The organism is Algoriphagus oliviformis, from assembly GCF_017254915.1.
Lineage (GTDB): Bacteria > Bacteroidota > Bacteroidia > Cytophagales > Cyclobacteriaceae > Algoriphagus > Algoriphagus oliviformis.
Window position 1 is genome coordinate 162,820 of the sequence record NZ_JAFKCT010000004.1, and the last position, 22,502, is coordinate 185,321.

The 22,502-nt window shown below is 53.6% G+C and carries 23 protein-coding genes; 14 read left to right on the plus strand and 9 right to left on the minus strand.

All coding sequences use genetic code 11. The features are described 5' to 3' along the window. Window positions 1-28 precede the first annotated feature (28 nt). Entirely contained in the window at window positions 29-493 is a 465-nt protein-coding gene (mscL, locus tag J0A68_RS11195; protein ID WP_206578300.1) for a large conductance mechanosensitive channel protein MscL, read from the minus strand. Window positions 494-894: 401 nt separating this feature from the next. Here mscL and J0A68_RS11200 point away from each other — a divergent pair, with 401 nt between their 5' ends. Together J0A68_RS11200 and J0A68_RS11205 are read left to right on the plus strand one after the other, a co-directional pair. After that, window positions 895-1,275: a hypothetical protein gene (locus J0A68_RS11200; RefSeq protein ID WP_206578301.1), complete on the plus strand. Its 381-nt coding sequence runs from the start codon at window positions 895-897 to the stop codon at window positions 1,273-1,275. A 457-nt stretch (window positions 1,276-1,732) separates the two neighbouring features. Further along, complete coding sequence (locus J0A68_RS11205; RefSeq protein WP_206578587.1) at window positions 1,733-2,029, plus strand: hypothetical protein; 297 nt, start codon at window positions 1,733-1,735, stop codon at window positions 2,027-2,029. Window positions 2,030-2,127: 98 nt separating this feature from the next. Here the strand turns inward: J0A68_RS11205 and J0A68_RS11210 are convergent, their stop codons facing one another. Then, window positions 2,128-2,343, minus strand: coding sequence for a hypothetical protein (locus tag J0A68_RS11210; RefSeq protein ID WP_206578302.1), 216 nt, complete (start codon window positions 2,341-2,343; stop codon window positions 2,128-2,130). 86 nt (window positions 2,344-2,429) lie between these two features. Further along, on the minus strand, window positions 2,430-3,092 hold the full coding sequence (locus J0A68_RS11215) for a hypothetical protein (RefSeq protein WP_206578303.1): 663 nt from the start codon (window positions 3,090-3,092) through the stop codon (window positions 2,430-2,432). 326 nt (window positions 3,093-3,418) lie between these two features. Here J0A68_RS11215 and J0A68_RS11220 point away from each other — a divergent pair, with 326 nt between their 5' ends. The 3 genes from J0A68_RS11220 (at window position 3,419) to J0A68_RS11230 (ending at window position 5,742) form a co-directional block, all read left to right on the plus strand. Then, complete coding sequence (locus J0A68_RS11220) at window positions 3,419-3,814, plus strand: heme-binding domain-containing protein (RefSeq protein WP_206578304.1); 396 nt, start codon at window positions 3,419-3,421, stop codon at window positions 3,812-3,814. Further along, window positions 3,814-4,302, plus strand: a complete 489-nt coding sequence (locus J0A68_RS11225) for a heme-binding domain-containing protein (protein WP_206578305.1) — start codon at window positions 3,814-3,816, stop codon at window positions 4,300-4,302. The genes J0A68_RS11220 and J0A68_RS11225 overlap by 1 nt, the downstream gene beginning before the upstream one ends. Window positions 4,303-4,674: 372 nt before the next feature. After that, on the plus strand, window positions 4,675-5,742 hold the full coding sequence (locus J0A68_RS11230; protein ID WP_206578306.1) for an alkaline phosphatase: 1,068 nt from the start codon (window positions 4,675-4,677) through the stop codon (window positions 5,740-5,742). Between the two features lie 141 nt (window positions 5,743-5,883). Here J0A68_RS11230 and J0A68_RS11235 read toward each other — a convergent pair whose 3' ends face one another. After that, window positions 5,884-6,609: a class I SAM-dependent methyltransferase gene (locus J0A68_RS11235; protein ID WP_206578307.1), complete on the minus strand. Its 726-nt coding sequence runs from the start codon at window positions 6,607-6,609 to the stop codon at window positions 5,884-5,886. A gap of 1,137 nt (window positions 6,610-7,746) precedes the next feature. Between J0A68_RS11235 and J0A68_RS11240 the strand changes: the two genes are divergently transcribed. The 3 genes from J0A68_RS11240 (at window position 7,747) to J0A68_RS11250 (ending at window position 9,691) form a co-directional block, all read left to right on the plus strand. After that, the gene (locus tag J0A68_RS11240; protein WP_206578308.1) at window positions 7,747-8,088 is read left to right on the plus strand and encodes an MmcQ/YjbR family DNA-binding protein; all 342 of its coding nucleotides are present in this window, start codon (window positions 7,747-7,749) and stop codon (window positions 8,086-8,088) included. An 816-nt stretch (window positions 8,089-8,904) separates the two neighbouring features. After that, window positions 8,905-9,231: a DMT family transporter gene (locus J0A68_RS11245; RefSeq protein ID WP_206578309.1), complete on the plus strand. Its 327-nt coding sequence runs from the start codon at window positions 8,905-8,907 to the stop codon at window positions 9,229-9,231. 175 nt (window positions 9,232-9,406) lie between these two features. Next, window positions 9,407-9,691, plus strand: coding sequence for a hypothetical protein (locus tag J0A68_RS11250; protein WP_206578310.1), 285 nt, complete (start codon window positions 9,407-9,409; stop codon window positions 9,689-9,691). On the opposite strand, the gene J0A68_RS11255 is transcribed toward J0A68_RS11250, so the two are convergent. From J0A68_RS11255 to J0A68_RS11265, 3 genes are all read right to left on the minus strand, one after another. Continuing rightward, complete coding sequence (locus tag J0A68_RS11255; RefSeq protein WP_206578311.1) at window positions 9,685-10,797, minus strand: endo-1,4-beta-xylanase; 1,113 nt, start codon at window positions 10,795-10,797, stop codon at window positions 9,685-9,687. The genes J0A68_RS11250 and J0A68_RS11255 overlap by 7 nt on opposite strands. A gap of 50 nt (window positions 10,798-10,847) precedes the next feature. Beyond that, complete coding sequence (locus tag J0A68_RS11260; RefSeq protein WP_206578312.1) at window positions 10,848-11,387, minus strand: DUF8685 domain-containing protein; 540 nt, start codon at window positions 11,385-11,387, stop codon at window positions 10,848-10,850. Between the two features lie 84 nt (window positions 11,388-11,471). After that, window positions 11,472-16,949 carry a PAS domain-containing protein gene (locus tag J0A68_RS11265; protein WP_206578313.1) on the minus strand — a complete coding sequence of 1,826 codons (5,478 nt, stop codon included), beginning with the start codon at window positions 16,947-16,949 and terminating at the stop codon, window positions 11,472-11,474. A 405-nt stretch (window positions 16,950-17,354) separates the two neighbouring features. On the opposite strand from J0A68_RS11265, the gene J0A68_RS11270 reads away from it, so the two are divergent. The 6 genes from J0A68_RS11270 (at window position 17,355) to J0A68_RS11295 (ending at window position 21,174) form a co-directional block, all read left to right on the plus strand. Further along, window positions 17,355-17,957, plus strand: coding sequence for a hypothetical protein (locus J0A68_RS11270; protein WP_206578314.1), 603 nt, complete (start codon window positions 17,355-17,357; stop codon window positions 17,955-17,957). Window positions 17,958-17,982: 25 nt separating this feature from the next. Further along, entirely contained in the window at window positions 17,983-18,414 is a 432-nt protein-coding gene (locus tag J0A68_RS11275; RefSeq protein WP_206578315.1) for a VOC family protein, read from the plus strand. Window positions 18,415-18,689: 275 nt separating this feature from the next. Then, the gene (purN, locus tag J0A68_RS11280) at window positions 18,690-19,262 is read left to right on the plus strand and encodes a phosphoribosylglycinamide formyltransferase (protein WP_317195104.1); all 573 of its coding nucleotides are present in this window, start codon (window positions 18,690-18,692) and stop codon (window positions 19,260-19,262) included. Between the two features lie 130 nt (window positions 19,263-19,392). Beyond that, the gene (locus tag J0A68_RS11285) at window positions 19,393-19,764 is read left to right on the plus strand and encodes a VOC family protein (protein WP_206578317.1); all 372 of its coding nucleotides are present in this window, start codon (window positions 19,393-19,395) and stop codon (window positions 19,762-19,764) included. A 65-nt stretch (window positions 19,765-19,829) separates the two neighbouring features. Beyond that, window positions 19,830-20,798 (plus strand): NAD(P)-dependent alcohol dehydrogenase, encoded by a 969-nt coding sequence (locus tag J0A68_RS11290; RefSeq protein ID WP_206578318.1) that lies wholly within the window; start codon window positions 19,830-19,832, stop codon window positions 20,796-20,798. A 7-nt stretch (window positions 20,799-20,805) separates the two neighbouring features. Continuing rightward, entirely contained in the window at window positions 20,806-21,174 is a 369-nt protein-coding gene (locus J0A68_RS11295) for a bleomycin resistance protein (protein ID WP_206578319.1), read from the plus strand. Between the two features lie 39 nt (window positions 21,175-21,213). On the opposite strand, the gene J0A68_RS11300 is transcribed toward J0A68_RS11295, so the two are convergent. After that, window positions 21,214-21,702 (minus strand): threonine/serine exporter family protein, encoded by a 489-nt coding sequence (locus J0A68_RS11300; protein ID WP_206578320.1) that lies wholly within the window; start codon window positions 21,700-21,702, stop codon window positions 21,214-21,216. After that, on the minus strand, window positions 21,702-22,484 hold the full coding sequence (locus J0A68_RS11305; RefSeq protein WP_206578321.1) for a threonine/serine exporter family protein: 783 nt from the start codon (window positions 22,482-22,484) through the stop codon (window positions 21,702-21,704). The genes J0A68_RS11300 and J0A68_RS11305 overlap by 1 nt, the downstream gene beginning before the upstream one ends. Between the last annotated feature and the right edge of the window lie 18 nt (window positions 22,485-22,502).

Sequence of the window (22,502 nt, forward strand, 5' to 3'; positions counted from 1 at the left end):
GGAAAATGCGAACAGCCCACTGCCAGCCCTATCGCGCGTCCCCTGGCCCCTTTCTTCCTTCCAAAAGCTGCACCTGCTTCTCCATGAGCGCGGTCATCCGGCTGAGCAGCTCGATGTCCTTTGGCGTCGTCTCCCGCTTGTCGTTGGGGTCCTCGGCCCGCTTCCTGATCGTGTTCATGAGCTTGACGATCAAAAAAACCGTGAAGCCGATGATCAGGAAGTCCACCCCCGCCTCGATGAGCTTTCCGTAGCCTATGGCGATCTCTTCGGGCTTGGTGATGCCGTTTTCCGTGGCAGCGTGGCGGAGGATGATCCGCTTGTTTTCGAGATTGATCCCGTCGGTGAGGAAGGACAGCGGAGGCAAAAAGATCTCCTTGACCAGCACGTCCACGACCTTGTTGAAGGCAGCGCCGATGATCACCCCAATGGCAATGTCGATCATGTTACCTTTGACGGCAAACTCCTTAAACTCCTGAATTAATTTGAAAGCCATGCTTCTGATGTGTTCTTGAGTGGAAGCACAGTCTTTCAAAGCACATACCCAAGCACCAAAGCCAAAGCGTTTTGTTTCGATTTCCGCTCTTTTAACTTTTTGCCAAACCATCAAATGGGAACACTCACTACTATCCCGCCTTTTTGGGCTGGCGAATCTGACGAAGGCTGGTCTAGGCAGAAAAAACGACAGACCTTTTCCCGGGCCTTGACTGTGGAAAAAGATGACCAGATTGGGGATCAAAGCAATAGAGCTTGAAACTGACGGTTCCATCCTCCAGCTTCACAAAACGTCCCTCTTGGCGCCCAAATGCCCCAAAGGCTTCTCTTCTAAAGTTTTGGCAGGATTTTGAAAGTAGGACTAGTAGTATTCGGGGACTTTCCCCGGCAAACGAAAAAGCCATGAAAACGCAACTTGTCATCTGTCTGGCCTCTGCGGTGATGCTTTTTTCCTCCTGCGAAAAGCGGGAAAAGTCGTTGGAGGAAAGCATCGAGGCCCAAAACGAAATGCAGGGTGAATTCCACCAGGGCGACACGACCTTGGTCAAGCGGGACGGCACCTTGCTGGACGGAGCCTTGGACACCATCGATTCGGTAGCCTTGCCACCAGCGGTTTTGGAAACTATAGCGCAAGATCCTAACTTGGCATCTACGGAAATTCTCAGCACCCGAGCATACGAAGAGGACAACAAAACCTTCTACGAGGTCAAATTCCAACTCGATGAGGAACGCAGTACGTCCGTAGTTTTTGACGAAAAGGGAAAGCAAAAGCCGAAACTCTAAGCAGCCTTCCCGACGATGATGCCTCCGATGACCGGATTGAATCCATTGTTTTACCCTACTGATATGGCAAGCGCCACAATAAGACAGTAGACCCAAAACGAACGTCCCAACAAGGGAAAAAAGTGGACTCAGCCGTGAGGAGGCGCCATCGCCGGATTTGTTTTTTAGGACAAAGCTGGATTGACCAGAGGAACTTTTTAATACAAATCTCCGTGCCATAGGTGGAAAAGGAAGCTAAATCCCGGCAGATCTCAAATCGCTCTCCCATCCCGACAGCTTCCCAGCCTGGGCAACTTTCTACCCAGTCTATACTGAGACAGACTCGATAGGAATTTGGGTTCTTCCCTTAAAACCGCCCTCAGGCAACTTACGCGGGCAGCTTCGGCGAAAAACAAAAAAGCTGTGCCTGGCGGCATCGCACTTGCAAACAGCATGGTGAAACAAAACCAAATCTATCATGGAACATAACAAGAAGCCAAACCCACAAAACGAAGGAATCAAAAAGGAAATCCGCCGCGAAAACCGTGAATCAAAGCTGACCAAAGAGGATCTTTTGGCCCTAGGCCCGAAAGACGACAACCTGCACCTCGATGGGGGTGATGATGAGCAGCTACTGGATCGGAAAAGAAAGGTGGACTTTGCCGCCGAAGACTTGGACATACCGGGGAGCGAGCTCGATGATCGGCAAGAAGAGATCGGTTCCGAAGACGAGGAAAACAATTCCTATAGCAATGCCGATGACGAAAGAGACTAAGCCGTCACGGGCCTCCAACGCAAAAAGCTTTCATCCCGCCGTCAGCGCGACGGCAGGACGAAAGCTTTTTCGTTTTGACAGCGCAATCAGCTAGCTGATCAGAGTTCTTCCGAGAAGCTTCCAGAGCACAGTTTGCCTCCGCTTCTCAGGATCAGATAGCCTCCGGCTATGCCCAAGGCCGCACGAAGCGCCAGATTGCGCTTAGTCAGGGCAAGGGACAACACATAGGAGCCTGCCACGAGGGAGGTAAAGCCCTCCATCAGGTTGGCAACTTTTTCAGCTCCCTGTACTACTTTGATTCGATCGTGTGCCATTGTGTTTCGGATTTTAGGTTTTCTGGTTTCCACACGTTGGATGAGCGTCTCCATGGCTATTGCTTTTAGTAGTTCCAAGATAGGTTTCACTTTGCAAACCTGTTTTGACCACTGGTCATTTGCGTAATGGCGAGCAGGCTGTTCATTGGCAAAGACGTGGGCAGCCCCGATTCTTGAACGGGCTGTGCCAAGCTTTCACCTTCCAATTCTAGCTGCGCAAGCAACTGCGAAGCGGATAGCTTGGCCAGCCAGTCAGCGTCCTTGGTTTGGCAGACCCGGAGCCTTACTTGCTTTCCCCAATGTTTTGCCCAAGTGGCGGCGAAAACCACCTCGTCCGAGAATATGTTGTCGGCGTCTTCCCCTTTACCCCCGCCAGCGGTCCTTTTGCAGAGCTCTACGGTGTTAAAATAGTTACCGTGCTTGAGGACAAAATGTTCGACAATCTCCCACAAAGTCTTCCTCTCGCCCATAGGTTTGCTTTTGCCCTTGCCGAAATCCCCGAAACTGAGCCGAAGCGAAAGACTATCTCCCAGCATCGGAACGAGCCAATCATACCAATCCATTCCACCAGCCCCACTAAACTCGCCGCAGTCCACTCCCAAGCTTAGGGAGACAGCCCCACTTTTCTTGAGTGTTTGGAGCTCGCGTAGTGCTTCTTCCTTGTTTCCAAAGGCGAATCGCCGGATGTCGGTTTCCCGCTTGGCTATACTGCCAGAGGCTGGACCAGCTTTGATTTGTTGATCTTTCATCGGATTAAAAGTTTGAACCAAAAAAGGACTGACAAAGCCTTTCCGCTTTGCATAGGCTCCTGAACCAAAAATTTCTCCAAACAGAAAAATAGCCCAAACAGCACAAAAACAGCCATTCGAATGCCTATCCGGCGAAAAAATCTACTCACACTGTAGACTTACCACCCACGGGCAGCTATCGCTCTCACTTCCATAGACCCTGTGACAAACAACACCAAAAACCATACAATAGGACGGGAAGATATTCAATTGCAGATTTTTATACCAACGGGTTGCTCTTACGCAAAATCTTTTTGAAATTCCTATCCTAACCCTACTAACACACTATGAAAAAATTATCCCTACTCCCAGTGGCCGCTGTGGTTGGCCTCTTGTTCTTTCAGGGGACTACCAAACCTGAAGTGGAAAACTACCCCATACATCCCGAACTGACTCCGGACATGCCTGCCAACATCAAGGCCATCGTAGACCAAAAGTGCTACGGCTGCCACAATGCTGAGTCCAAAAACGAGAAAGGAAAGGAAAAGCTGGACTGGGATGCCTTTGAGGCTTCCAAAAAGTCCAAGCAGATGGCGACCAAAGGCAAAATCACCGAAGCACTGGAAGAGGGCGACATGCCTCCAAAAAAGTTTCTTGAGATGAAGCCTGAAGGCAAGCTGACCGAAGCCGAGCTGGCCACCCTCCTAGAGTGGAGCAGGGGCAAAAAGAAAGGCGAGAATTGATGAAGAGATGGCAAGGAATACTGGGAGGCACGGCCTTGCTGCTGCTTGCCATACAGCTGGTGCCTAACGAGCTGCCGGAGGTGGTCGCCGACAATCCCGGAGACCTGATCCAAAGCGGCGTGGTCGGTGAGGACGTGGCCATGCTCCTGAAAAATTCCTGCTACGCCTGCCATAGCAACGAGACTGACTATCCCTGGTATTCCTACGTGGCGCCCGCTTCCTGGCTGGTGGCAAAAGACGTCCGGGAGGCAAGGGAAGAGCTCAACTTTTCGCTTTGGCAGGACTATGATATGATGGACCAGCTCGGCAAGCTGGACGACACCTACATGGAGGTGGAGGAGGGAAAAATGCCACTGGGGATCTACACCCTCATGCACCCCTCAGCCAAGCTCGACGAAGCACAGCGCAAGACGATCACCGATTGGGCCGAAGCGACCATGGATCTGATCGCCGAGGAAGAGGAGGACGAATCCGAGGGAATGGACTAGTCTCTGGGCAAAATTGGTAACAATATCGTAAGGGAAGCGGCCTCGGTCGCTTCCCTTTTTTGGTCTATCTTCGGCCACTTTGATTGGCTTTTGAGATAAGGAGCCTTTCTTCGTCATCATCGGCAGCGGATTTGCCCAGCTGGGCGCTAGTCCAAAACCGCAATATGACCAGTATTCAACATATGATTATCCGCTTTTATGCCGGTAAGCAGCCGTTACAATCCGAAAGAACGCTAAAATTGAGGCTTTGCCTTACTTCGGTCTTCGCCTGCCCGACGTGTCGGGGTCATCGCCTGCCCGATTGAAGAAGCGAATTCGCTTACTGGCAAGATTGCGGATATTCATGATTCACTAAAACCATTTTCCAATTTTATGAAAACCCGAGTTCTTTTAGCGCTTTCCCTAGCCCTCAGTATGGGCGGAGCTTTTGCCCAGAAAAAAGCCAAACATCCCAAAAACATCATCCTCATGGTCGGCGACGGCATGGGCGTGGCCCAGATCTACGCAGGCCTCACCGGCAACCACGGCCATCTGAATCTGGAGCAGTTTCCTGTAGTAGGCTTTCACAAAAACCAGGCGAGCAACGCCTTTGTCACCGACTCCGCCGCCGGAGCCACCGCCTTCTCCTGCGGGGTCAAGACCTACAACGGTGCCATCGGGGTGGATGCCGACGGCAATCCCGTTCCGACCATCCTCGAAATCGCCGAAGAAAACGGCCTGGCCACCGGGCTGGTAGCCACCTGCTCCATCACCCATGCTACCCCGGCCAGCTTCATTTCCCACCAGTCCTCCCGCTCTTTGGATGAAAACATCGCCATGGACTTTCTGAAGACCGACATCGACGTTTTTATCGGTGGCGGGAGAAAGTTCTTTGAAAATCGCACCGATGAAGCCAACCTGCTTGATTCCCTCAAAAACAGAAGCTATCAGATCGCCAACAGCATCGAGGAAGTGCAGGCGGTGAAAAGCGGCAAACTCGCCGCCTTCCTGGCCGACGAGCAGCAGGCCAGGTACTCTGAAGGTAGAGGCGACGAGCTGGTGAAGTCCACGGAAGTGGCCTTGGATCTCCTGAAAACCAACAAAAAGGGCATGTTCCTGATGATCGAGGGCTCCCAGATCGACTGGGGAGGCCACGCCAACAACACCCAATACATCGTCGAGGAGATGATAGACTTTGACAACGCGATCGGAAAAGTGCTGGAATTTGCCAAGAATGACGGAAATACGCTGGTCATCATCACCGCAGACCACGAGACCGGTGGCTTCACCATCAACAAGGGCAGTACCGAAACCGGCATGGTGGAGGGCAAGTTTACTACTGGCAGCCACACCGGCGTGATGATTCCGGTTTTTGCTTTCGGCCCCGGATCAGAGGCTTTTGCTGGCATCTACGAGAACAATGAGATCTTCCACAAGATGCTTAAGGCCTACAAATTCTAAGGACAAAAATAGCTCGGTCAACGCAAACGCGGTTTTGACCAAGGTTTAACAATACAATCCCGCAGGGCGAGACGAAAATCTCGCCCTTCTTTTTTGTCCAGCGGGCAGGTTGAAATGGCAAAAACAGAATTTGACCTTTGGTCAGTCAGCTTTCTCGAAGACCAGGAAATGCTGGATGTTCATAAACTGCCCGTTTTGGGCGAGCCTAAATCCATTTGCGGACAGCTCTTTTTTGAGTTGCTCCACGGTCATCTTGTGCAGCGGGCGTATGGCTACGGCCGGATCTTCCCCGCGATATTCGATCAAAAGCAGCTTCCCATCTGGCTTGAGCGACTCGCGGATGCTGGCGAGCATTTCTACGGGGTATTCCAGCTCGTGGTAGACATCGACCATGATCACCAGGTCGATGGCATTGGAGGGCAAATTGGGGCTCTTTACGCCTCCTCTGAGGGTTTCTACATTGGAGAAGCTCAGCTCCCGGCTACGATCCTTCAAAAAAGCAATGGCCTCGTCCTGTATTTCCACCGCATAGACCTTTCCCTGCGGCACCTTTGGCGCGATGCGGAAGGTATAAAAACCGGAGCCAGCCCCGATATCCGCCACGACGCTGTTGGCCTGCACGGGAAGATTGGTGATGGCCAAGCCGGTGTTTTCCTCGTTCTCGCGACTGCTTCGCTCCAGCCAGGCCTTGCCCTGAAAGTCCATGATCCCGGCGATTTCCCTACCCATATACACCTTGCCGATGCCGCCCGAAGCCGGCGTTTTGGTGGCGTAATTTTGACCTTCTTTTTCGGAGGTTTGCGCCGCGCAGGAGGCGGTCAATAGGACTGCGATCAGGGACGAAAAAAGCAACTTGAAAGGGCTCATTGGACTTGGCTTTTTTGGTGGGAAAATCCGGGGAAATACCGGCTTCAAAAAAGGCACCCCGACTGCCTATCCAAGTTCGGCAAAGAAATCCAAAACCTCCCGCTTTCTTCACAAAAAATACCGGCTGCACTAAGCCATTGATCCGGCAACAAACACCGGTAAAACTCCGCCTTTGACCCAGCTCTTCCAAGCAAAAACCAAAGGGTAAACTCGTCCAACAAACATCCAATCAAAGCCAGATTTTCCGCGCGGCCAGGCCCAAAAAAACACGCCAATCCACCCCAAAAACCAAGAGGTTTTCAAGGCTGATTTTCTCCGATTCCGAGACTGGATTTTTGGAAAAATCCCGCTGCCTGTTATTCCGAAAACCCGGAGAAACCGCTGACTCCAGAGCAATCGAAAAACAGGAAAACAGCCGCCTGCCGAAGGGGCCGAAAACGGGTTTCAACCGATCATATCGAGCGCCTCAGCAGGCCAGAAAACTACGCAGATTGGAATGGGCAAGTAAGCTACGTACTGACTGCCCGAACAGACAAAATCAAAGCCTCGCCAATCTCCTGTAGCCGATGAACGCGCATTCGGGAAGAGAAGCAATCTCTCCCCTTCAGCTATCTCCATAAAGGAAATCAATCAGATTCCCAGCCCTGACGCACCCCCTTTTATCCACAGACCAGTCCATCGGAAATTCCAAAAAAACGCAAATCTCGCCCATTCATCGCTCCACGAACCTAGGACTAAACTGACTATTATTTATACTTATATTTATCTGATTTTATGATATATATAATCTATGAAATAAACTCATACTTATATTCAAATCTGATTTTCCCAGACTCAAAATATTATTCTGAAATCAACCTTTCACCCATTACGTCCGGCCAACCCTCCTCCCGCATAGCCAATATCCCGGTGCCTGTCCCGTCGGCCAGTAGGGCAAAGGAAAACCCGTTTTTTAGACAAGGCTAAAAATAAGGAAACCGGAAATCAGCCCTTCTAAAGGGGATTTCGCCCTGTCACCAGACTACGTAGAAGCCAAGAGCCCTCGGCTACGTAAGACAGTTCTTTTCCCGACCGCCAATAGCCCTGGGGGAAGTCGCTTTTTTTGCGTAGTTTTCGTGAGACTTTTTCCCTACATCGATGCTGGAATTCCTTCGCAGTTTTTGCCTTTCCCTCCCCGAGACGACCGAGGAACCGCACTTCGAGAAGACCTCTTTTCGGGTGCGGAAAAAGATCTTTGCCACCTACGATTTCGCCACCGGACTGGCCTGCCTGAAGCTCTCCGAAAAAGACCAAGATCTCTTCTCGCTTTTTGACCCATCGGCGGTCTTTCCGGTACCCAACAAATGGGGAAAGCATGGCTGGACTTTGGCCAAAATCGATCAGCTCGAACAAGCGCTGATTTGCGACCTAGTCCGCTCTGCCTACCACCAAGTCGCACCCAAAAAACTGCCTCCCTCCCCTACCCCTCCGGGGACCTAAAAATCGAAAATCGCTGCTGTTTCAAACCACCCAAAACCGACCCAATTTCATTCCAAAAACGGCAGCCGGACTTGCGCATACCGCCGCTAAAAATCCCGAAAAAACCACGCTCCGAACAGGGCTCGGAAAGAGGGTCATTTACGGCCTCATAACGGCCAAGGACTACCTCGATCTTTTGGTCACGTTTCGGGAGGCGAGGACGGTTTCCCTAGCTTGGGTTTTCGTCCGAAACCTCGTTCCCATCCTCGTAAGCTTTCGGATCTGCCAAGTCTAGTCCGAGAGCCGGTTCTAGCACAAAGTCGCATCTATCCCCGACCGTCTCCCCTTCGGCTGTCTTCCACGCGGAAAGCGGCGTATGGCCTTGGCCTAGCTGGATGAAGTCTGCCCCATTGTTCGAACCAAGCTGTTCTCAGCCATTTTTAGCGGCCCTGAGCCATCTTTAGTCCTTTCGCCAAGGGAAGACTGCCCAATTCAAGAAAAACGCCGAGAAAACTCTAAAAAGGCTCCTTTTGAAAATCCCCGAACCAGGCGCCTCCCTGAAGTACCGGGATCAGCTCCTGGACAGCTCAGCAACTGCCCCAGAGTCGTTGTGCCATTCTCGTCGAACGAAAGAAATCCGTCCTAGACGAATGCTCCTGAAATTCTGAGATCGGGCTTCCGGACGCGAGAAGCTTAAAAGCCGACTCAAGCCGGAGAGCCAAGCAGCCTGTATTGAACGAGATTCAAGGCTTTCGGAGAATCCCTCGCCCAGGGGCGTAGCGCATAAAACAGGGGTGGAAATGGGAAAAGCATGGTAACTTGCCCAAAATTTCGACTATGAGCTGGATTCTCCTGATTATCGCAGGTTTGTTTGAAGTGGGCTTTGCCGCCTGTCTTGGCAAGGCCAAGGAAGCCACCGGCATGAATTCCATCTATTGGTATGCGGGTTTTATCGTTTGCCTCACCATCAGCATGGCCCTACTGGTGAAGGCGACCAAAGAGCTTCCCATAGGTACTGCCTATGCGGTCTGGACGGGCATCGGTGCCGTTGGGACGGTGTTGGTTGGGATTTTTATCTTCAAGGAGCCTGCTGATTTCTGGAGGGTATTTTTCATTGCCACGCTGATCGCCTCCATCATCGGACTGAAGGTCGTCTCCCACTGATCGCCGTTCCGGCCCAGCTTGAACTCAGGCAAAAAATTGGATTTTGTCCCTCTGCGCACAAATTTGTTCGCCCAAAAGCTTATCAGTCAACACAAAACCACTGATTTGGGGCAAACTGAAGGTTTTCCGATGGCATGAAAACTGCGACTAGTTCAGTGCATCAACTTTCACATCCATGAGCTACATCGCTATACCCATACCCCGCGAGTCCGGCAAGCAGGACATACAGATCGAAGTCACGATCAACAACGAGAAGCAAGCTCTCCACTATAAGGTCGAGCTTTTCTATTGGGACGAGTGTAAAAATCCCCAAGGCCATCGCGCGGACTGCATCGCGGAGCTGCTGGCCAAGCATGACCCCAACTGGACGGTCTACTACATTGGCGCTCCCACCGATGAGTTTGTCCCCATTACTTTTGTGGAAAACCGTACGAAAAAGGAAATGACCCTAAGTCAATAACCAGAAGTCTCTTCCAGTCCTTCGAAAAAGCCCTTTTTCAGCTTCATCTCCCTATCAAAAAGCAGGGGGTAATTGGTTCGCCCGCGCACGGGCCAATTGTTGAGCCAGCTTCTGCCGTCGTGTAGTCCCCAAAAAGTCACCCGGCTGATCTTGTCCGAATGCTTGCGAAAAAGCCGAAAGAGGGAACTGTAGCGATCGACCAGTTGGGACTCGACGGAAGCGGGAAGTCCATCGGCATAGGGGTTCCATTCGGGAGAAGCGGCATAGTTGACGTTGAGATCTGCGCCCTCACTCCTTCCCGGCCGGGGCAACACATCCACATCCAGCTCGGTGACCATGACCTCGAGACCCGCCGCATGGATGTCCAGGATGGCCTGCTCGATCTGGTCGATCCCCGGCGAGTCCAAGCGGTAGTGTCCCTGCATGCCGATGCCGTCGATGCGGATGCCCTCCTCCCGCAGCTCCTTTGCCATGGCCAGGATGGCCTTTCGCTTGGCGGGAATCCAGACATTGTAGTCGTTGTAGTATAATTCTGCCTCGGGATCCGCCTCATGGGCTTTGCGAAAAGCTGTCTTGACGAAGTCCTGGCCCGCGATGCGATACCAAGGGCTTTGTCGCCAATCCCCATTATCCTCAAAGGCCTCATTGACCACATCCCAGCCGTGGATCTTTCCGCGATAGCGCCCCACGACCGTAGCGATGTGATCCTCCATCCGAGCCACCAAAGCCTCCCGTCCTATCTCCTTCCCAGCTGCGTCCTGAAACACCCACTCGGGCGTCTGCTGATGCCAAACCAAGGTATGTCCTATCGTGAAAGCATCCATTTTTTCCCCAAAGGCCACATAGGCATCACCAAAGTCAAAACTGTATTCTCCCTCTCTGGGATGGACTGGGCCCCATTTCAGGCCGTTCTCGGGAGAGATCGAGTTGAAGTGGGTCGAAAGCAGCAGGTCCGCCCCAGCCTCCCGACCAGTAACCTGACCCAAAGTCAATGCCCCACCGATGTAAAATTCATCTCGAAAAGCATCCTTCAAGCCCGCTTTCGGAGTGCTCTGAAAGGAGGCCGACATCAGGAGAACCGCGCAGGCAAACAGGGAGTATTTCATGGCATTTTGGGTTTTGGCTTCTGCCGGGCTAGCGGCAGCGTTCAAGCTTGCTACTCTTTTCCGCTGCCCTTAAACTGGTCTTCTTTATAGGCAAAAAGCACGTTGAAGGTCGTCAGCGACCCGTAGCATCGGGTGATGTATTGCTGCAGGTTGACCCGGTCCTCGTCGTCCAGCTTGGGGTGGTTGTTGATGTTTTGTTCGAGCACCCGGAGCTTTTCGCGGATCATAACGATTTTCCTGAAAAAAGTCTCCATGGGAATTTCCTTGGCTTGAAGGCTTTTGTCTGAGGGCTCCAGGATGATTTTTCCCCCCATCCATTTTCCTCCCAGCGGCACCAGCGGAGCCCGCTCGGACGTGGCCATCAGCGCTTCGCGTATGGCCTTTTCCACGTCCTTCATGGACAGGCTGGGGAAGTCCGGTACTTTGGCTTCCTCCACGGTATATCCCTCGTAGTCCCGGGCAAGAGTCTTGACCTCCTCCGAGGCAGAGAAAAAGATCTTGTAGTAGTCGGCGTCCGCCGCCACGATGATCCCCGATCCGAATTTTGGATGGCCGATGCGGCTACCCACGCCCAGTTCCTGTGCTGCCATGTCTTTTTGATTTTTGTCTCAAAATAGGGAAGAAAGTTGAATGATGTCGGATGTCGGATTTCGGATGTCGCAAATCGTGAAGCTTCATCCCTCCCCTCCCTTTTTGCCGGGCTTGGGGATGGTGAAGTAGAAAGACGTGCCCTGGGAGTACACAGACTCTACCCAGATCTTGCCTCCGAGACTGTCGATGATTTTTTTGACGATGGCCAGGCCCAAGCCCGTGCCCGTGTACTCTTCTTTGGAATGCAGCCTTTGAAAAATGATGAAGATCTTATCAAAATACTCCTCCTTCACCCCGATTCCATTGTCCTTCACGGCGAGCAGCCACTGGTACCTCTCCTCCTCGCAGGAAACAAGGATCAGCGGTGGCTCTTCCTCCCGGCTGTATTTGAGGGCATTGCCGATGAGGTTCTGGAAGACCTGCAACAGGGGCGCCTTGAAGCTGGTCAGGGTGGGGATTCCCTCGAAGCGGATCGTGGCGTTTTTCTCCTCGATCAGCTGCGCCTGAAGCTGGCTTACCTCAAAAATCAGATCCTCGAGGTGAATCGTCTCGAGCTCTTTTTCCCCTTTGCCTACCCTGGAGTACTCCAGGAGATCCAAGATGATCTGCTTCATCCGTATCGCTCCATCCACCGCAAAGTGGATGTACTGCTGGGCTTTGTCGTCGAGGTGCTCCCGGTATTTTCTGTCCAGCAGGGAGAGAAAGCTCGACACCATGCGAAGTGGCTCCTGCAAATCGTGGGAAGCAACATAGGCAAACTGCTCCAAGCCGGAGTTGGAAATCGCCAGTTCCTTGGCTTGGCGCTTGAGCTTCACGTTGAGTTTTTTCAGCGACTCCTCAAACTCCCTTCTCTCGGTGATGTCCGCCATCGCCCCGATGATGCGGGTGGCTTTGCCCCAGGAGTTTCGGGTAAAGATCGCCCGGTCCATCACATAGGCGTAGGTGTCGTCTGCCCTCTGGAAGCGATACTCCTCGTTCCAGTGCCGAACTTGGGGATTGGCTTTGGCCCGCTCTTGGCTGCCGACCACCCGCTTCCGGTCCTGGGGATGGATCCTGTCCACGTAAAACTTATAGTCAGGCGTGAAAACGTCCAGGTCATAGCCAAAGAGTGACTTAAACCCTCGCCCCCAATACAGCTTGCCCTCGCTGAGCTGCGCATCCCAAATCGCGTCGTTGGTCGCCTCGGAGACCCGCTCAAAGCGGTCGTTGGAGTTTCGGATCTCTTCCTGGGCGTTTTTGTTTTGGGTCACATCCTTGAAAAAGACCGTCAATCCGGAGTCTGAGGGAAATGCCGAAACGGAAAACCAAACCTTAAACTCGGCAAGGTAGTCCTCAAAATTGACGGCCTTGCCACTGGCCAAGGCTTGCTCAAACTTACGCCGGAAGCGGTCCAGCCCGCCTGTCTCGAAGACATCCCAGACGTTTTTGCCCAAGATTTCCGCTCTGGGCACCTTCATGAGCTTTTCCGCCTGCTTGTTCCAATAGGTGACCGTAAAATTGGAATCCACCGCAAAGAAGCCATCTCCGATACTTTCGAGGATGGTATTCCGCTCCAGCAGGAGCCGCTTCAGGTTGAGCTCGGAGAGCTTCCGCTCGTGGATATCCTGCAAGCTTCCAAAGGCGCTGAGGGTTTTGCCCTTCACATGCACCGCTTGGCCTATGCAGCGTATCCAGCGGCGTTTGCCGCCCGCGCCGTCCAGCTCCAGCTCCACGTCAAATCCGCGTCCCTTCTCGATCAGTCCTTCCATGGCCTGCCGGGCTATTTCCTCGGATTGGCCCACAAAAATCTGATAGACCTTTTCCAATCTCATGCCGCCCAGCCTTTCCACCCCCAAAATGGAGCGTGTGGTGGAAGACCAGTTGAGCTGAATGGGCTCCAGCGTGAGGTCGAGTTCCCAGCTGCCGATCTTGGCCATCTTGGTGGATTGGTCGAGCAGGTTTTCCAGGTTCCTTCTGTGGGTGACATCCACGATCAGCCCATCCCAGACCACCGAGCCGTCGGCGCGCTTGCTGGGAGTGCCGCGTCCTTCCCGCCAACGGATCTTGCCCTCGGGACTGAGGACTTTCCATTCCCAGTTCCAAAAGCTGAGGGAGGATGCGGATTCGTCGAGGCTTTTTCTGACTTCTTCCAAATCCCCTCCCTTGGCCAGTCGGGACCATACCAACTCACTGTCGGCCATGCACTCCTCGGGGCTGAGCCCCAAAAGCTTTATCGAGCCCCTGCTGACATATCGGAATTCGTCCGTGCCGTCGGCGTTGAGAATGTACTGGAAAATCAGCCCCGGCAGACTGTCGGAGACGCCCTTGAGCCTATCCTCCATCAACTTCCGCTCTTGGATATCCTGTATGGAGCCAAAGATGCGGACACACCTGTCATCCACAAACTCCGGCTCTCCGATCGCACGCACCCATCTTTCCTCCCCATTTGCGGTGATGATCGGCGCTTCAAAGTCAAACTTGTCGCCCCTCTCCATGGTAGAAGCGACCATGGCCGCCACGCTCTCCCTGAAATCCTCCCGGTAGAAATCAATCCCTGCCGCAGTGCTCGCTGTGAAGCCTATCGGCACCTCGTGGATCTCACAGGTGATCGGAGACCAAAGCAAGCGGTCATTGAGCACATCGACTTCCCAGCCTCCGACTCGGGAGAGCTTGGAGGCATTTGCCAGCAGGAGTTCCATCCGCTTGAGCTCGGTCCGGTCCCGCAATACGCCTATCATCCGCAGCGCCTTTCCGGCTTCGTCCCGAATGATAAACGCAGACTCTTCCACAAAGGCATAGGATCCGTCCTTTCTTCGGAACCTAAATTGGTTTTGCCATCTGTCTGCCTGAGGGTCTGCGATGAACTCTTCCCACTCCCCCGCCTTTTCCTGGTTGTCGGAGGGATGCATTAGGTTGGTCCAGGTCTCCAGGGTAAACTCCGCGACCTGGTGGTCGTGGCCGAAAACCCGGGTAAAACTTTCTCCCCAATAGAATCTGTCCTTTTGGACATCCCAGTCAAAAATCGCCTCGTTGGTGGATTTGTTGACCAACTCGTAGCGTTCGTTGCTCAGCCGGATTTTTTCCAGGTAGTCAAACTGCGCCATCAAAAGCGAGATCAGACGCTGGGCCCGCTCCAGGGTTTTCACTTCTTTTTCACCCACTTCCCTCGGTGTGGAGTAGTAGTTGGCGATGGTGGCCACCACTTTTCCCTCTACATTGAAGATGGGAAAGGACCAGCAGGCCCCTATCCCATAGTCTCTGGCCAGCTCGGTGTAGTTTTCCCATCGGGGATCTTCGTACACGTCGGTGACCAGCACCCGCTCACCGTAGTAGGCCGCCGTGCCACAGGATCCTTGGTTTGGACCAACGTCGAGATGCTCTATCGCTCGGATCCAACCGGGATCCAGGCTTGGAGAGACGTAGTTTTTCAGCTTCCTGTCCTCTATTTTCAGGATAGAGGCCTTCATGCCGGGAATCAGCGATTCGAGCTGAAGCAAGTAGCGGCGATAGAGCGCCTTTTCGTCGGTGTTGCTTACCAGGCTGGACTCGATGAATTCCTTCTCTATGTCGTGCAGCTTTTCGAAAAAGTCGATCTGGGTGGTATCCATCAATGCGCCTACCACGCGTACCGGCTTGCCGGATTTGTCTGTCTGCTTGATGGACCGGTCTCGAATGTGGGCATAGGTACCGTCCCCCTTGAGCAGTCGGTACTGCCGGGTCCAGGTGGACACCTCGGGATTTTCCAGCGCTTCGCGAAATTCCCTCACCGCCTGCCCCAGGTCATCGGGATGGATTCTATCCCGGATCAGCTGGAAGTTTTCCTCCATGGAACCCAAGCTGATCCCAAAATCTTCCTCGAAGGTCTCGCTGACAAAAGTCCTTTCTGTCTCGGGGTGGTAGTCGTAGATGCTCTCCGAGCCCGCCTTTAAGGCAAGGCGGAAGCGCTCATTGCTTTGCTCCAGCTCTTTTTTGGCGTCGATGACGGCCGTGACGTCGATCGAGTTGATCACGATGCCGTGGATATCCGGATCATCCAGGAGGTTCGTTACGACACTTTTCACCCATCGCCACCCATCCTCTTGATGTTTGAAGCGGTATGGAAGACCGTGAATCTGCCTCAGCTCCTTGATTTTCGCAAAATCCTCCAGCACCCAGGGCAGGTCATCCGGGTGGACAAAACCAAAGGCATTTTTGCCCTCCAGCTCATCCTCCGAAAAGCCCAGGTAGTGGCGAAAATTGGTACTGAGGTAGTGGAAGGTTCCTTCCTCGTCGATCACGCAGACCAGGTCGGCTCCTTCTTGGGCCAGTTTGCGATAGCGGTTTTCCAGACTTCTCCGCCGCTCCTCGGCCAGGACCTGCCGCGACACGTCCTTGAAGTTGTACACCAGCCCATTGATGATGGGATTGCCAAAAAAGTTGGTCATGGTGCCCGAGACATGTCGCCAGCTACCGTCGGCATGCCGCAGTCGGGAGACATTGCCTCCAAGGGCCTTGCCGGGATTGTCCAGCGCTTGCCTAAACCACTCGTCAAATTCCTCCAGATCGGCGGGATGCACCAGCCTTCGGATAGGCTCCGCCGAGCGGGGTGTAGTCTCCAGCCCCAGTATGCGGGAAACGGACTCCGTCTCAAAATGCGGCCTTCCTTCCCTGTTGAGTATCGCTATCGCATCCTCGCTGTTTTCCAGCAGGATCTTGAATTTCTTTTCCCTCAGATAAATCTGCTCGTAGGCGACGACCTGTTCCGAGTTGTCGGTCAGCGTGCCAAAAAGCCAGCGGCCAGCCCCTCCTTCCGCTTCTCTTTTCAGCTCGGCCCGCTCCAATATCCACACCCAGTAGCCCTTCCTGTGCTTCATCCTGAGCTCGCACTCGTAGCGTGGCAGGATACCGGCCAGGTAGTCTGACAGGGCCCTTTCGGACTCACTTAGGTCTTGCGGGTGTATGAAAGCTTCCTTTCCCTTCCTGTCCAGCTTCCCCAACTCCAGTGAGGAATACCCCAAAATGGCTGCCCATTTCTCATTGAATGCAAATTCCCCTGACTCGAGATCCAGCTCCCAGATCCCCATCTCCGCGGAGTCGATGACCCGAAACAGCCGGCTTTTTTCTTCTTCAAAAATCCCTCTGGCCAAACGCTGACTGCGGAGGCTGTCCCCGAGGTCAAGCAGCCTGGCCGCCTGGCTGGCGAGCCTGTGCAGAGCGGACAGCTGCTTCGTGCCGGGCTTTTGGGGGGAAAGGTCCAAGACACAGAGCGCTCCCTGCTGACCGGCGGCCGAGGCAAATGGCACTCCGGCAAAAAAGGCCGGTCTCTCCTGCTCCCCCAACTTGGGACGCTTTTCAAAACGGGGATCATTTCGCAGGTCTTGGACGACTGTTTCCTCACGGAAGGAGGCACGAAAGAAAGGGTGGAGATTTTCCGGAAAGTCGTCGGACAGCAATTCCATTCCCACCGCTCCCAAGACGCTGTACTTTTCCCCCTCCCAAGTCAACACCACACCGATGGAGACACCGCAGCAATCTGCCGCCAGCGAGGCTAAGTCTTCAAACGCTGCCGTAGGCAACAACTCCCCCTGTTCGTTCCCATCCATTTCTTGTGGTTTTTCCAAGTCCATGAAGCCCCCCATTCATTCCGTTCGGTTAAAAAGTATGCTAAACTATGACACAATTTTGCCCACGCATCCTTGTATCTCTGGTTTGAAATATAAGAATACATGATTATCCGCAATCTTGCCAGTAAGCGAATTTACTTCTTCACTCAGGCAGGTCGGAAGACCGAAGTAGGGCAAAGCTAAAGTTTAGCCTTCTTTTGTATCATCACGGCTACCTACTGGCATAAAAGCGGACAATCGCCTAAGAATAAAGGCTAGGTTTCAATTGAACAACCTGCCATTGAATCCCTCCCCGATGCTTCTGGCAAGGGGCTTCGCATAGATTCCATCGGAAAAATGAGCAATTTGTGCTGGCCATCCCACCTTTTCTTCTCCCCGCCCGCCATGAAAAAGCTCCTCCCCAACCTGACCTCGATCTTTCTGGGTTTTACTTTTTGGACTGCCGGTATGGTCAAGCTCTACGCCGGCCACCAGTTCATCGGCTGGATAGGCCCTCCCTGGCTGGTGGAGCGCTTGGTGGAGTTTGACCTTGGGCTCTATGCCAGCTTCATCGCCCTATGCCAGATCACGATAGGCTTCATGCTGTTCACCACCAGATACAAGCTCCTCGGAGGCATCATGATGATTCCCATGATCCTGAATATCCTGATGGTGACGATTTCCCAGCACTGGAGGGGCACTCCCTATGTCCTCGCCGTGCTGCTGGCGATGGACATCTTCCTGCTTTGGCAGTATCGGGATTTTTTCCGTCCGCTGCTGGATGAGGGGGAAAATGGAGGCCGCCTGAGCACGCGCAGGGGCAAGTCTGCACAGGGACACGCCACTTGGCTGGCGGGATGGGCACTGCAGCTGGTCTCCATCCCCGTTTCCTTCCAAATCCTGCCTTTGGCGTTTTGCCTCGCCGCGGTGGGGCTCGTTATCGCGGTGTTAAGTTTCCGCATTGATAGGCTTTCAAAGGGGAAAACCCAGCTGCAATCCGTAAATTAGACCCAAACCCAAATACAAAAAAATCATGAAAGTAAATCCCTATCTCAATTTTGACGGCACTGCCGAGGAAGCCATGACCTTTTACAAATCCGTCTTGGGCGGAGAGTTTGAAGGTGGCATCAACTATTTCAGCGAAATCCCCGGAATGGAGCTTCCGGAAAACGAAAAAAACCGGGTAATGCACATTTCCCTAAAGATAAACGACGTGGTCACCATCATGGCCAGCGACACCAGTCCCTCCATGGGCCACATCCTCATCAAGGGAAACCACAACTACGTCTCTTTGGCGCCGGACAGCAAAGCCGAAGGTGAGCGCATCTTCAAAGGCCTGTCCGAAGGCGGAAAAGTCGAGATGAACTATGACAAAACCTTCTGGGGAGCCTATTTTGGCAGCTTTGAGGACAAGTACGGCATTGGCTGGATGGTCAACTACACGCTGCAGCCCGGAGAAGAGTGAGCTAGAGCCAGGAATAGAACCGAGAACCAAGTGACAAGCATTTTCAGGCATAGTCACTTTTTGAGGTATCAAGTAGCTTGTTTCAAGAAGTTAGTATCAAGCATCAGGAAGCGAGAGGCAAAAACCGGAAATCTTAGACTGGCGTAGAGTCCGTCCCACGCGTCCCAAATTGGAAATGCCCCACCCGACCAATGGTCGAAGTAGGGCATTTTAATTGGGATAAGCCTGCTTCCTTTTCTAACTTGCGCCTTATTAAGCCTAACACCCCACGTCTCGTGTCCAGCCCCGTCCGTATCGCCATCCTTGCCTCAGGCAGCGGCTCCAATGCCGAAAAAATCATGGAATATTTCCAGCATTCCGACCAAGCGGAAATCGCCTTGGTCGCCTCCAACAAAGCCGATGCTTTCGTTTTGGAGCGTGCCCGGAAATTCTCGGTGCCTACTTTTACCTTTTCCCGCAAGGAAATGGAAGCCGGCACGCTGACGCAAAAGCTCCTGGCCGACAAAATCGACTGGGTGATCCTCGCCGGTTTCCTGCTCAAAATCCCCGACGAGCTGACCAGGTCTTTTTCGGATCGCATGGTCAACATCCACCCGGCTCTCCTTCCCAGGTATGGCGGCAAGGGCATGTATGGCATGCACGTGCATGAGGCAGTCAAGGCGGCCGGCGACGCCGAGACCGGCATCACCATCCACCTGGTCAACGAGCACTACGACGAAGGAAAGATCATCTTTCAGGCCTCCACTCCGGTCAGTCCGGAGGACAGCCCGGAGGACATCGCCCAGAAAGTACATGCTCTGGAGCACGAACACTTCCCAAGGGTCATCGGAGAGCTGCTGGGTAGATAACACAAGAAACACAGCTCGTACGGAGAGTAAGAAGCTGGGTGCTAGGGTTCTTTTGCCTTATTTCAGGCGGGTTCATGGATGATTTTCCTTGCATTTTCCTAGCTTTAAAACAGACAAAACCCCAAAAACCATGAAACTCGGCGCTTTTTCCATCAGCCTTTCGGTCAAAAACCTTCAAGCCTCCAAGGAATTCTATGAGCACCTTGGCTTTTCGGTCTTTGCCGGGAGCGATGAGATGAACTACCTGATCATGAAAAACGGCGATGCCCTGATCGGACTTTTTCACGAGATGTTTGAGAAAAACATCCTCACCTTCAATCCCGGCTGGGATCAGGATGCCAAAACCCTGGACTCCTATGACGATGTCCGCAGCATCCAGGCCCACCTCAAGTCCAAGGGAATCCCCCTGGCGCAAGAGACCGACCCCGCGACCAGTGGCCCCGGCAGTCTCCTGCTTTTTGATCCCGACGGCAACAGCATCCTCATCGACCAACATATCTAAGCCGAGTCTTGCGTTGATCTTCCAGCCGCATTGCCTGCGGCGATTCCCTTTTTTCACATCATCCCATGAAAGCTTCCGTCCGCTACAGCTATGGGCCCGTCGAGTCCATCCAAATCCAAGAACTGCCAATACCGGAGCCCCGCCCGGATGAGCTGCGCATCCGTGTCCACGCCACTACCGTCAACCGCACCGATATAGGCGTGCTCACGGGCAAGCCCTACCTGATGCGTGCCTTTGCCGGATTTCCCAAGCCCAACAAGCCGGTCACCGGGACGGACTTTGCCGGTGTCGTGGACCAGGTAGGTTCCGAAGTCACCGCCTTTCAGCCCGGAGACCGGGTGTGGGGCTTTGACGACAACGGAGCCGGAAGCCACGCCGAGTATCTTTGCCTTTCCTCCCAAAAGGCCATCCTCCCTATCCCGAAGGGTGCGGACTTCACGGACATCGTCGCCTGCGCCGAGGCAGCCCACTACGCCATCAACTTCATCAACAAGGTCAGCCTACAGGCAGAAGACCACGTGCTGGTCAATGGCGGCACGGGGGCCATCGGCTCCGCGGCCATCCAGCTGCTGAAGGCCCGCGGCATCGAGGTCACCGCCGTCTGCCCTGAGATCCATGCGGAAAAAGTAAAGGCCCTTGGCGCAGACCGGGTGATTCCCCTCGAAAAAATGGACTTTACCCAAGAGCCTGTCCAATACGATTTTGTCTTTGATGCGGTGGGAAAAAGCAGGTTTTCGCTCTGCAAGGCCATACTCCGTCCCGGGGGCACCTACATCTCCACCGAGCTGGGCCCCAACTGGGAAAATATAGGCCTCGCCCTGACCACGCCCATTTGGGGCAAGAAAAAGGTCATCTTTCCCCTACCCGTGGATATCCCGCAAAGCCTGAAGGTCTGCGCCGAGCTGTATGGGCAGGGGAAATTCAAGCCGCTGATCGACAGAAGCTATCCCCTGGACCAAGTCAGGGAGGCCTTTGCCTATGTAGCCTCTGGCAAAAAAATAGGAAACGTGCTCTTGGACCTCAGCAAAAAATAACCAAGCCATGAAACCCAAACTGACCGGAAGCAGACATGTACTAGCGGTGAAAAACCTGCAGGTTTCCGCCGACTTTTACTGTAGGCAGCTGGGCTTTGAGAGCCTTTGGACGGATGGGTTTTGGCACTTTGTCCGCCGCGGCGCCATCACCCTCATGCTGGGCGAGTGCGCGGACGAGATGCCGGCTGGCGACACCGGCGATCATTCCTATTTTGGCTATTTTGAGGTGGAAGGCATAGACCTCCTTTACCGCGAATACCGGGAAAAAGGCATCGCCTTTCTCAGCCATCTGGAGGACAAGCCCTGGGGACAGCGGGAGTTTACCCTACAGACGCCGGATGGACATCGGATCGCCTTTGGCGAGCAAATTCCGTAAGAGTAGCGCTAGGTAGGAAAGGAAAAAAGAGCTCAGGGCTCAGGATCTGCTTCTTTCTTTTCCCGAAAACTCCAGCCGAAAAATCACCAGCGGCACCGATACTCCCAGCGTGATCGCCAGCAGGACGAAGAGCGTCATCGCGCCATTGTAGACTGCGTGGTTGACGATTTCCCCATAATGCTCGTCGGGCTTGGTGCCCAGCTCCATCAGCCCCAGCATGGCCCGATAGGCAAAGGCCCCCGGCACCATGGGAATCACAGAGGGAATAGTGACCATCATGGGGATCATTTTTTCACGGTTGCCGAGCAAGACGCCTGTAAAGCCTACCGCCAAGGCAGCGACGAAAGTAGCCAAAACCACCCCTGCGTCGATCTGGGGCAGGAGAAGTCCAAACTTGACCAGCCCGCCCAAAAAACCAACCACAAGGACCATCCACAGGCTTTTCCGGGGCGCATTGAAAAGTACGCCAAAGCCAAAACCGGCCAGGCTACACCAAAAACCCTTAAAAACGACTTCCAGCAACTCCATCAAAACGGAATGTTAAAGACAAACAAGGCGAAGGCCAGTCCGGCCGCGATGGCAAAGGCATGGATCAGCGCGTTGACGCCGCGGTCTAGGCCGTTTAGAATAAAGCCATCCAGCAGATCCACAAAAGCGATGATCAGCGGCACCCCGGGAATCAAATAAAGCACACTGGTGGCAAATGCCTGTCCCAACTCGCTGAGGACACCTATTTTCCAGCAAAACACAATCGCCAACGCAGACAGCAGGGAACTCAGAAACGTGATCACGTAGCTGTTCATGCGTTTTTTAAGGAGCTCCTGCTTGAGGAAAAGCCCACAAAAGGTCGCGAAAAAGGTGCTGCACATCTCCGCCACGCTCCCGCCAAAAGTGTAGCAGAATGCCGATCCCGCCAGACTCACCACCAGGAGCACCAGCCAGCGGGAATAGTGGGCTTGGGCCTGGATCTTGAGCAGCTCCCCTCTCGCCTCGGACAGTGGCATTTGCATCTCTTCCAGCTCCAGACTCATGTTGCTGATCTCGGAGACCAAGCGAAAGTTTACGCCCGGCAGGGAGGGCTTGCCTCTGCCGCCAGAAAACACATTGGTTCCCTCGGCGTCGCGAATGCTGACGGACAGATGCCTGGTCCCAAGGTCGGTGTAGATGCGATAGCCATAGGCTGTAGAAATCCGGTTTAGGACCAGACTCACCCTGCGGGTAGGCGCGCCGGCGTGGAGCATGCTCATGCCCATATTGAGCAGGAGCTTGCCCAGCAAGAGTGGATCATGGGGGCTGGTGGTGGAGGGCATAGGCCAAAAAACACTGCG

Coding starts and splice junctions, on each gene's coding strand:
- mscL (WP_206578300.1), bottom strand. CDS start 493: ATGGCTTTCAAATTAATTCAGGAGTTTAAGGAGTTTGCCGTCAAAGGT.
- J0A68_RS11200 (WP_206578301.1), top strand. CDS start 895: ATGAAAACGCAACTTGTCATCTGTCTGGCCTCTGCGGTGATGCTTTTT.
- J0A68_RS11205 (WP_206578587.1), top strand. CDS start 1,733: ATGGAACATAACAAGAAGCCAAACCCACAAAACGAAGGAATCAAAAAG.
- J0A68_RS11210 (WP_206578302.1), bottom strand. CDS start 2,343: ATGGCACACGATCGAATCAAAGTAGTACAGGGAGCTGAAAAAGTTGCC.
- J0A68_RS11215 (WP_206578303.1), bottom strand. CDS start 3,092: ATGAAAGATCAACAAATCAAAGCTGGTCCAGCCTCTGGCAGTATAGCC.
- J0A68_RS11220 (WP_206578304.1), top strand. CDS start 3,419: ATGAAAAAATTATCCCTACTCCCAGTGGCCGCTGTGGTTGGCCTCTTG.
- J0A68_RS11225 (WP_206578305.1), top strand. CDS start 3,814: ATGAAGAGATGGCAAGGAATACTGGGAGGCACGGCCTTGCTGCTGCTT.
- J0A68_RS11230 (WP_206578306.1), top strand. CDS start 4,675: ATGAAAACCCGAGTTCTTTTAGCGCTTTCCCTAGCCCTCAGTATGGGC.
- J0A68_RS11235 (WP_206578307.1), bottom strand. CDS start 6,609: ATGAGCCCTTTCAAGTTGCTTTTTTCGTCCCTGATCGCAGTCCTATTG.
- J0A68_RS11240 (WP_206578308.1), top strand. CDS start 7,747: ATGCTGGAATTCCTTCGCAGTTTTTGCCTTTCCCTCCCCGAGACGACC.
- J0A68_RS11245 (WP_206578309.1), top strand. CDS start 8,905: ATGAGCTGGATTCTCCTGATTATCGCAGGTTTGTTTGAAGTGGGCTTT.
- J0A68_RS11250 (WP_206578310.1), top strand. CDS start 9,407: ATGAGCTACATCGCTATACCCATACCCCGCGAGTCCGGCAAGCAGGAC.
- J0A68_RS11255 (WP_206578311.1), bottom strand. CDS start 10,797: ATGAAATACTCCCTGTTTGCCTGCGCGGTTCTCCTGATGTCGGCCTCC.
- J0A68_RS11260 (WP_206578312.1), bottom strand. CDS start 11,387: ATGGCAGCACAGGAACTGGGCGTGGGTAGCCGCATCGGCCATCCAAAA.
- J0A68_RS11265 (WP_206578313.1), bottom strand. CDS start 16,949: ATGGATGGGAACGAACAGGGGGAGTTGTTGCCTACGGCAGCGTTTGAA.
- J0A68_RS11270 (WP_206578314.1), top strand. CDS start 17,355: ATGAAAAAGCTCCTCCCCAACCTGACCTCGATCTTTCTGGGTTTTACT.
- J0A68_RS11275 (WP_206578315.1), top strand. CDS start 17,983: ATGAAAGTAAATCCCTATCTCAATTTTGACGGCACTGCCGAGGAAGCC.
- J0A68_RS11285 (WP_206578317.1), top strand. CDS start 19,393: ATGAAACTCGGCGCTTTTTCCATCAGCCTTTCGGTCAAAAACCTTCAA.
- J0A68_RS11290 (WP_206578318.1), top strand. CDS start 19,830: ATGAAAGCTTCCGTCCGCTACAGCTATGGGCCCGTCGAGTCCATCCAA.
- J0A68_RS11295 (WP_206578319.1), top strand. CDS start 20,806: ATGAAACCCAAACTGACCGGAAGCAGACATGTACTAGCGGTGAAAAAC.
- J0A68_RS11300 (WP_206578320.1), bottom strand. CDS start 21,702: ATGGAGTTGCTGGAAGTCGTTTTTAAGGGTTTTTGGTGTAGCCTGGCC.
- J0A68_RS11305 (WP_206578321.1), bottom strand. CDS start 22,484: ATGCCCTCCACCACCAGCCCCCATGATCCACTCTTGCTGGGCAAGCTC.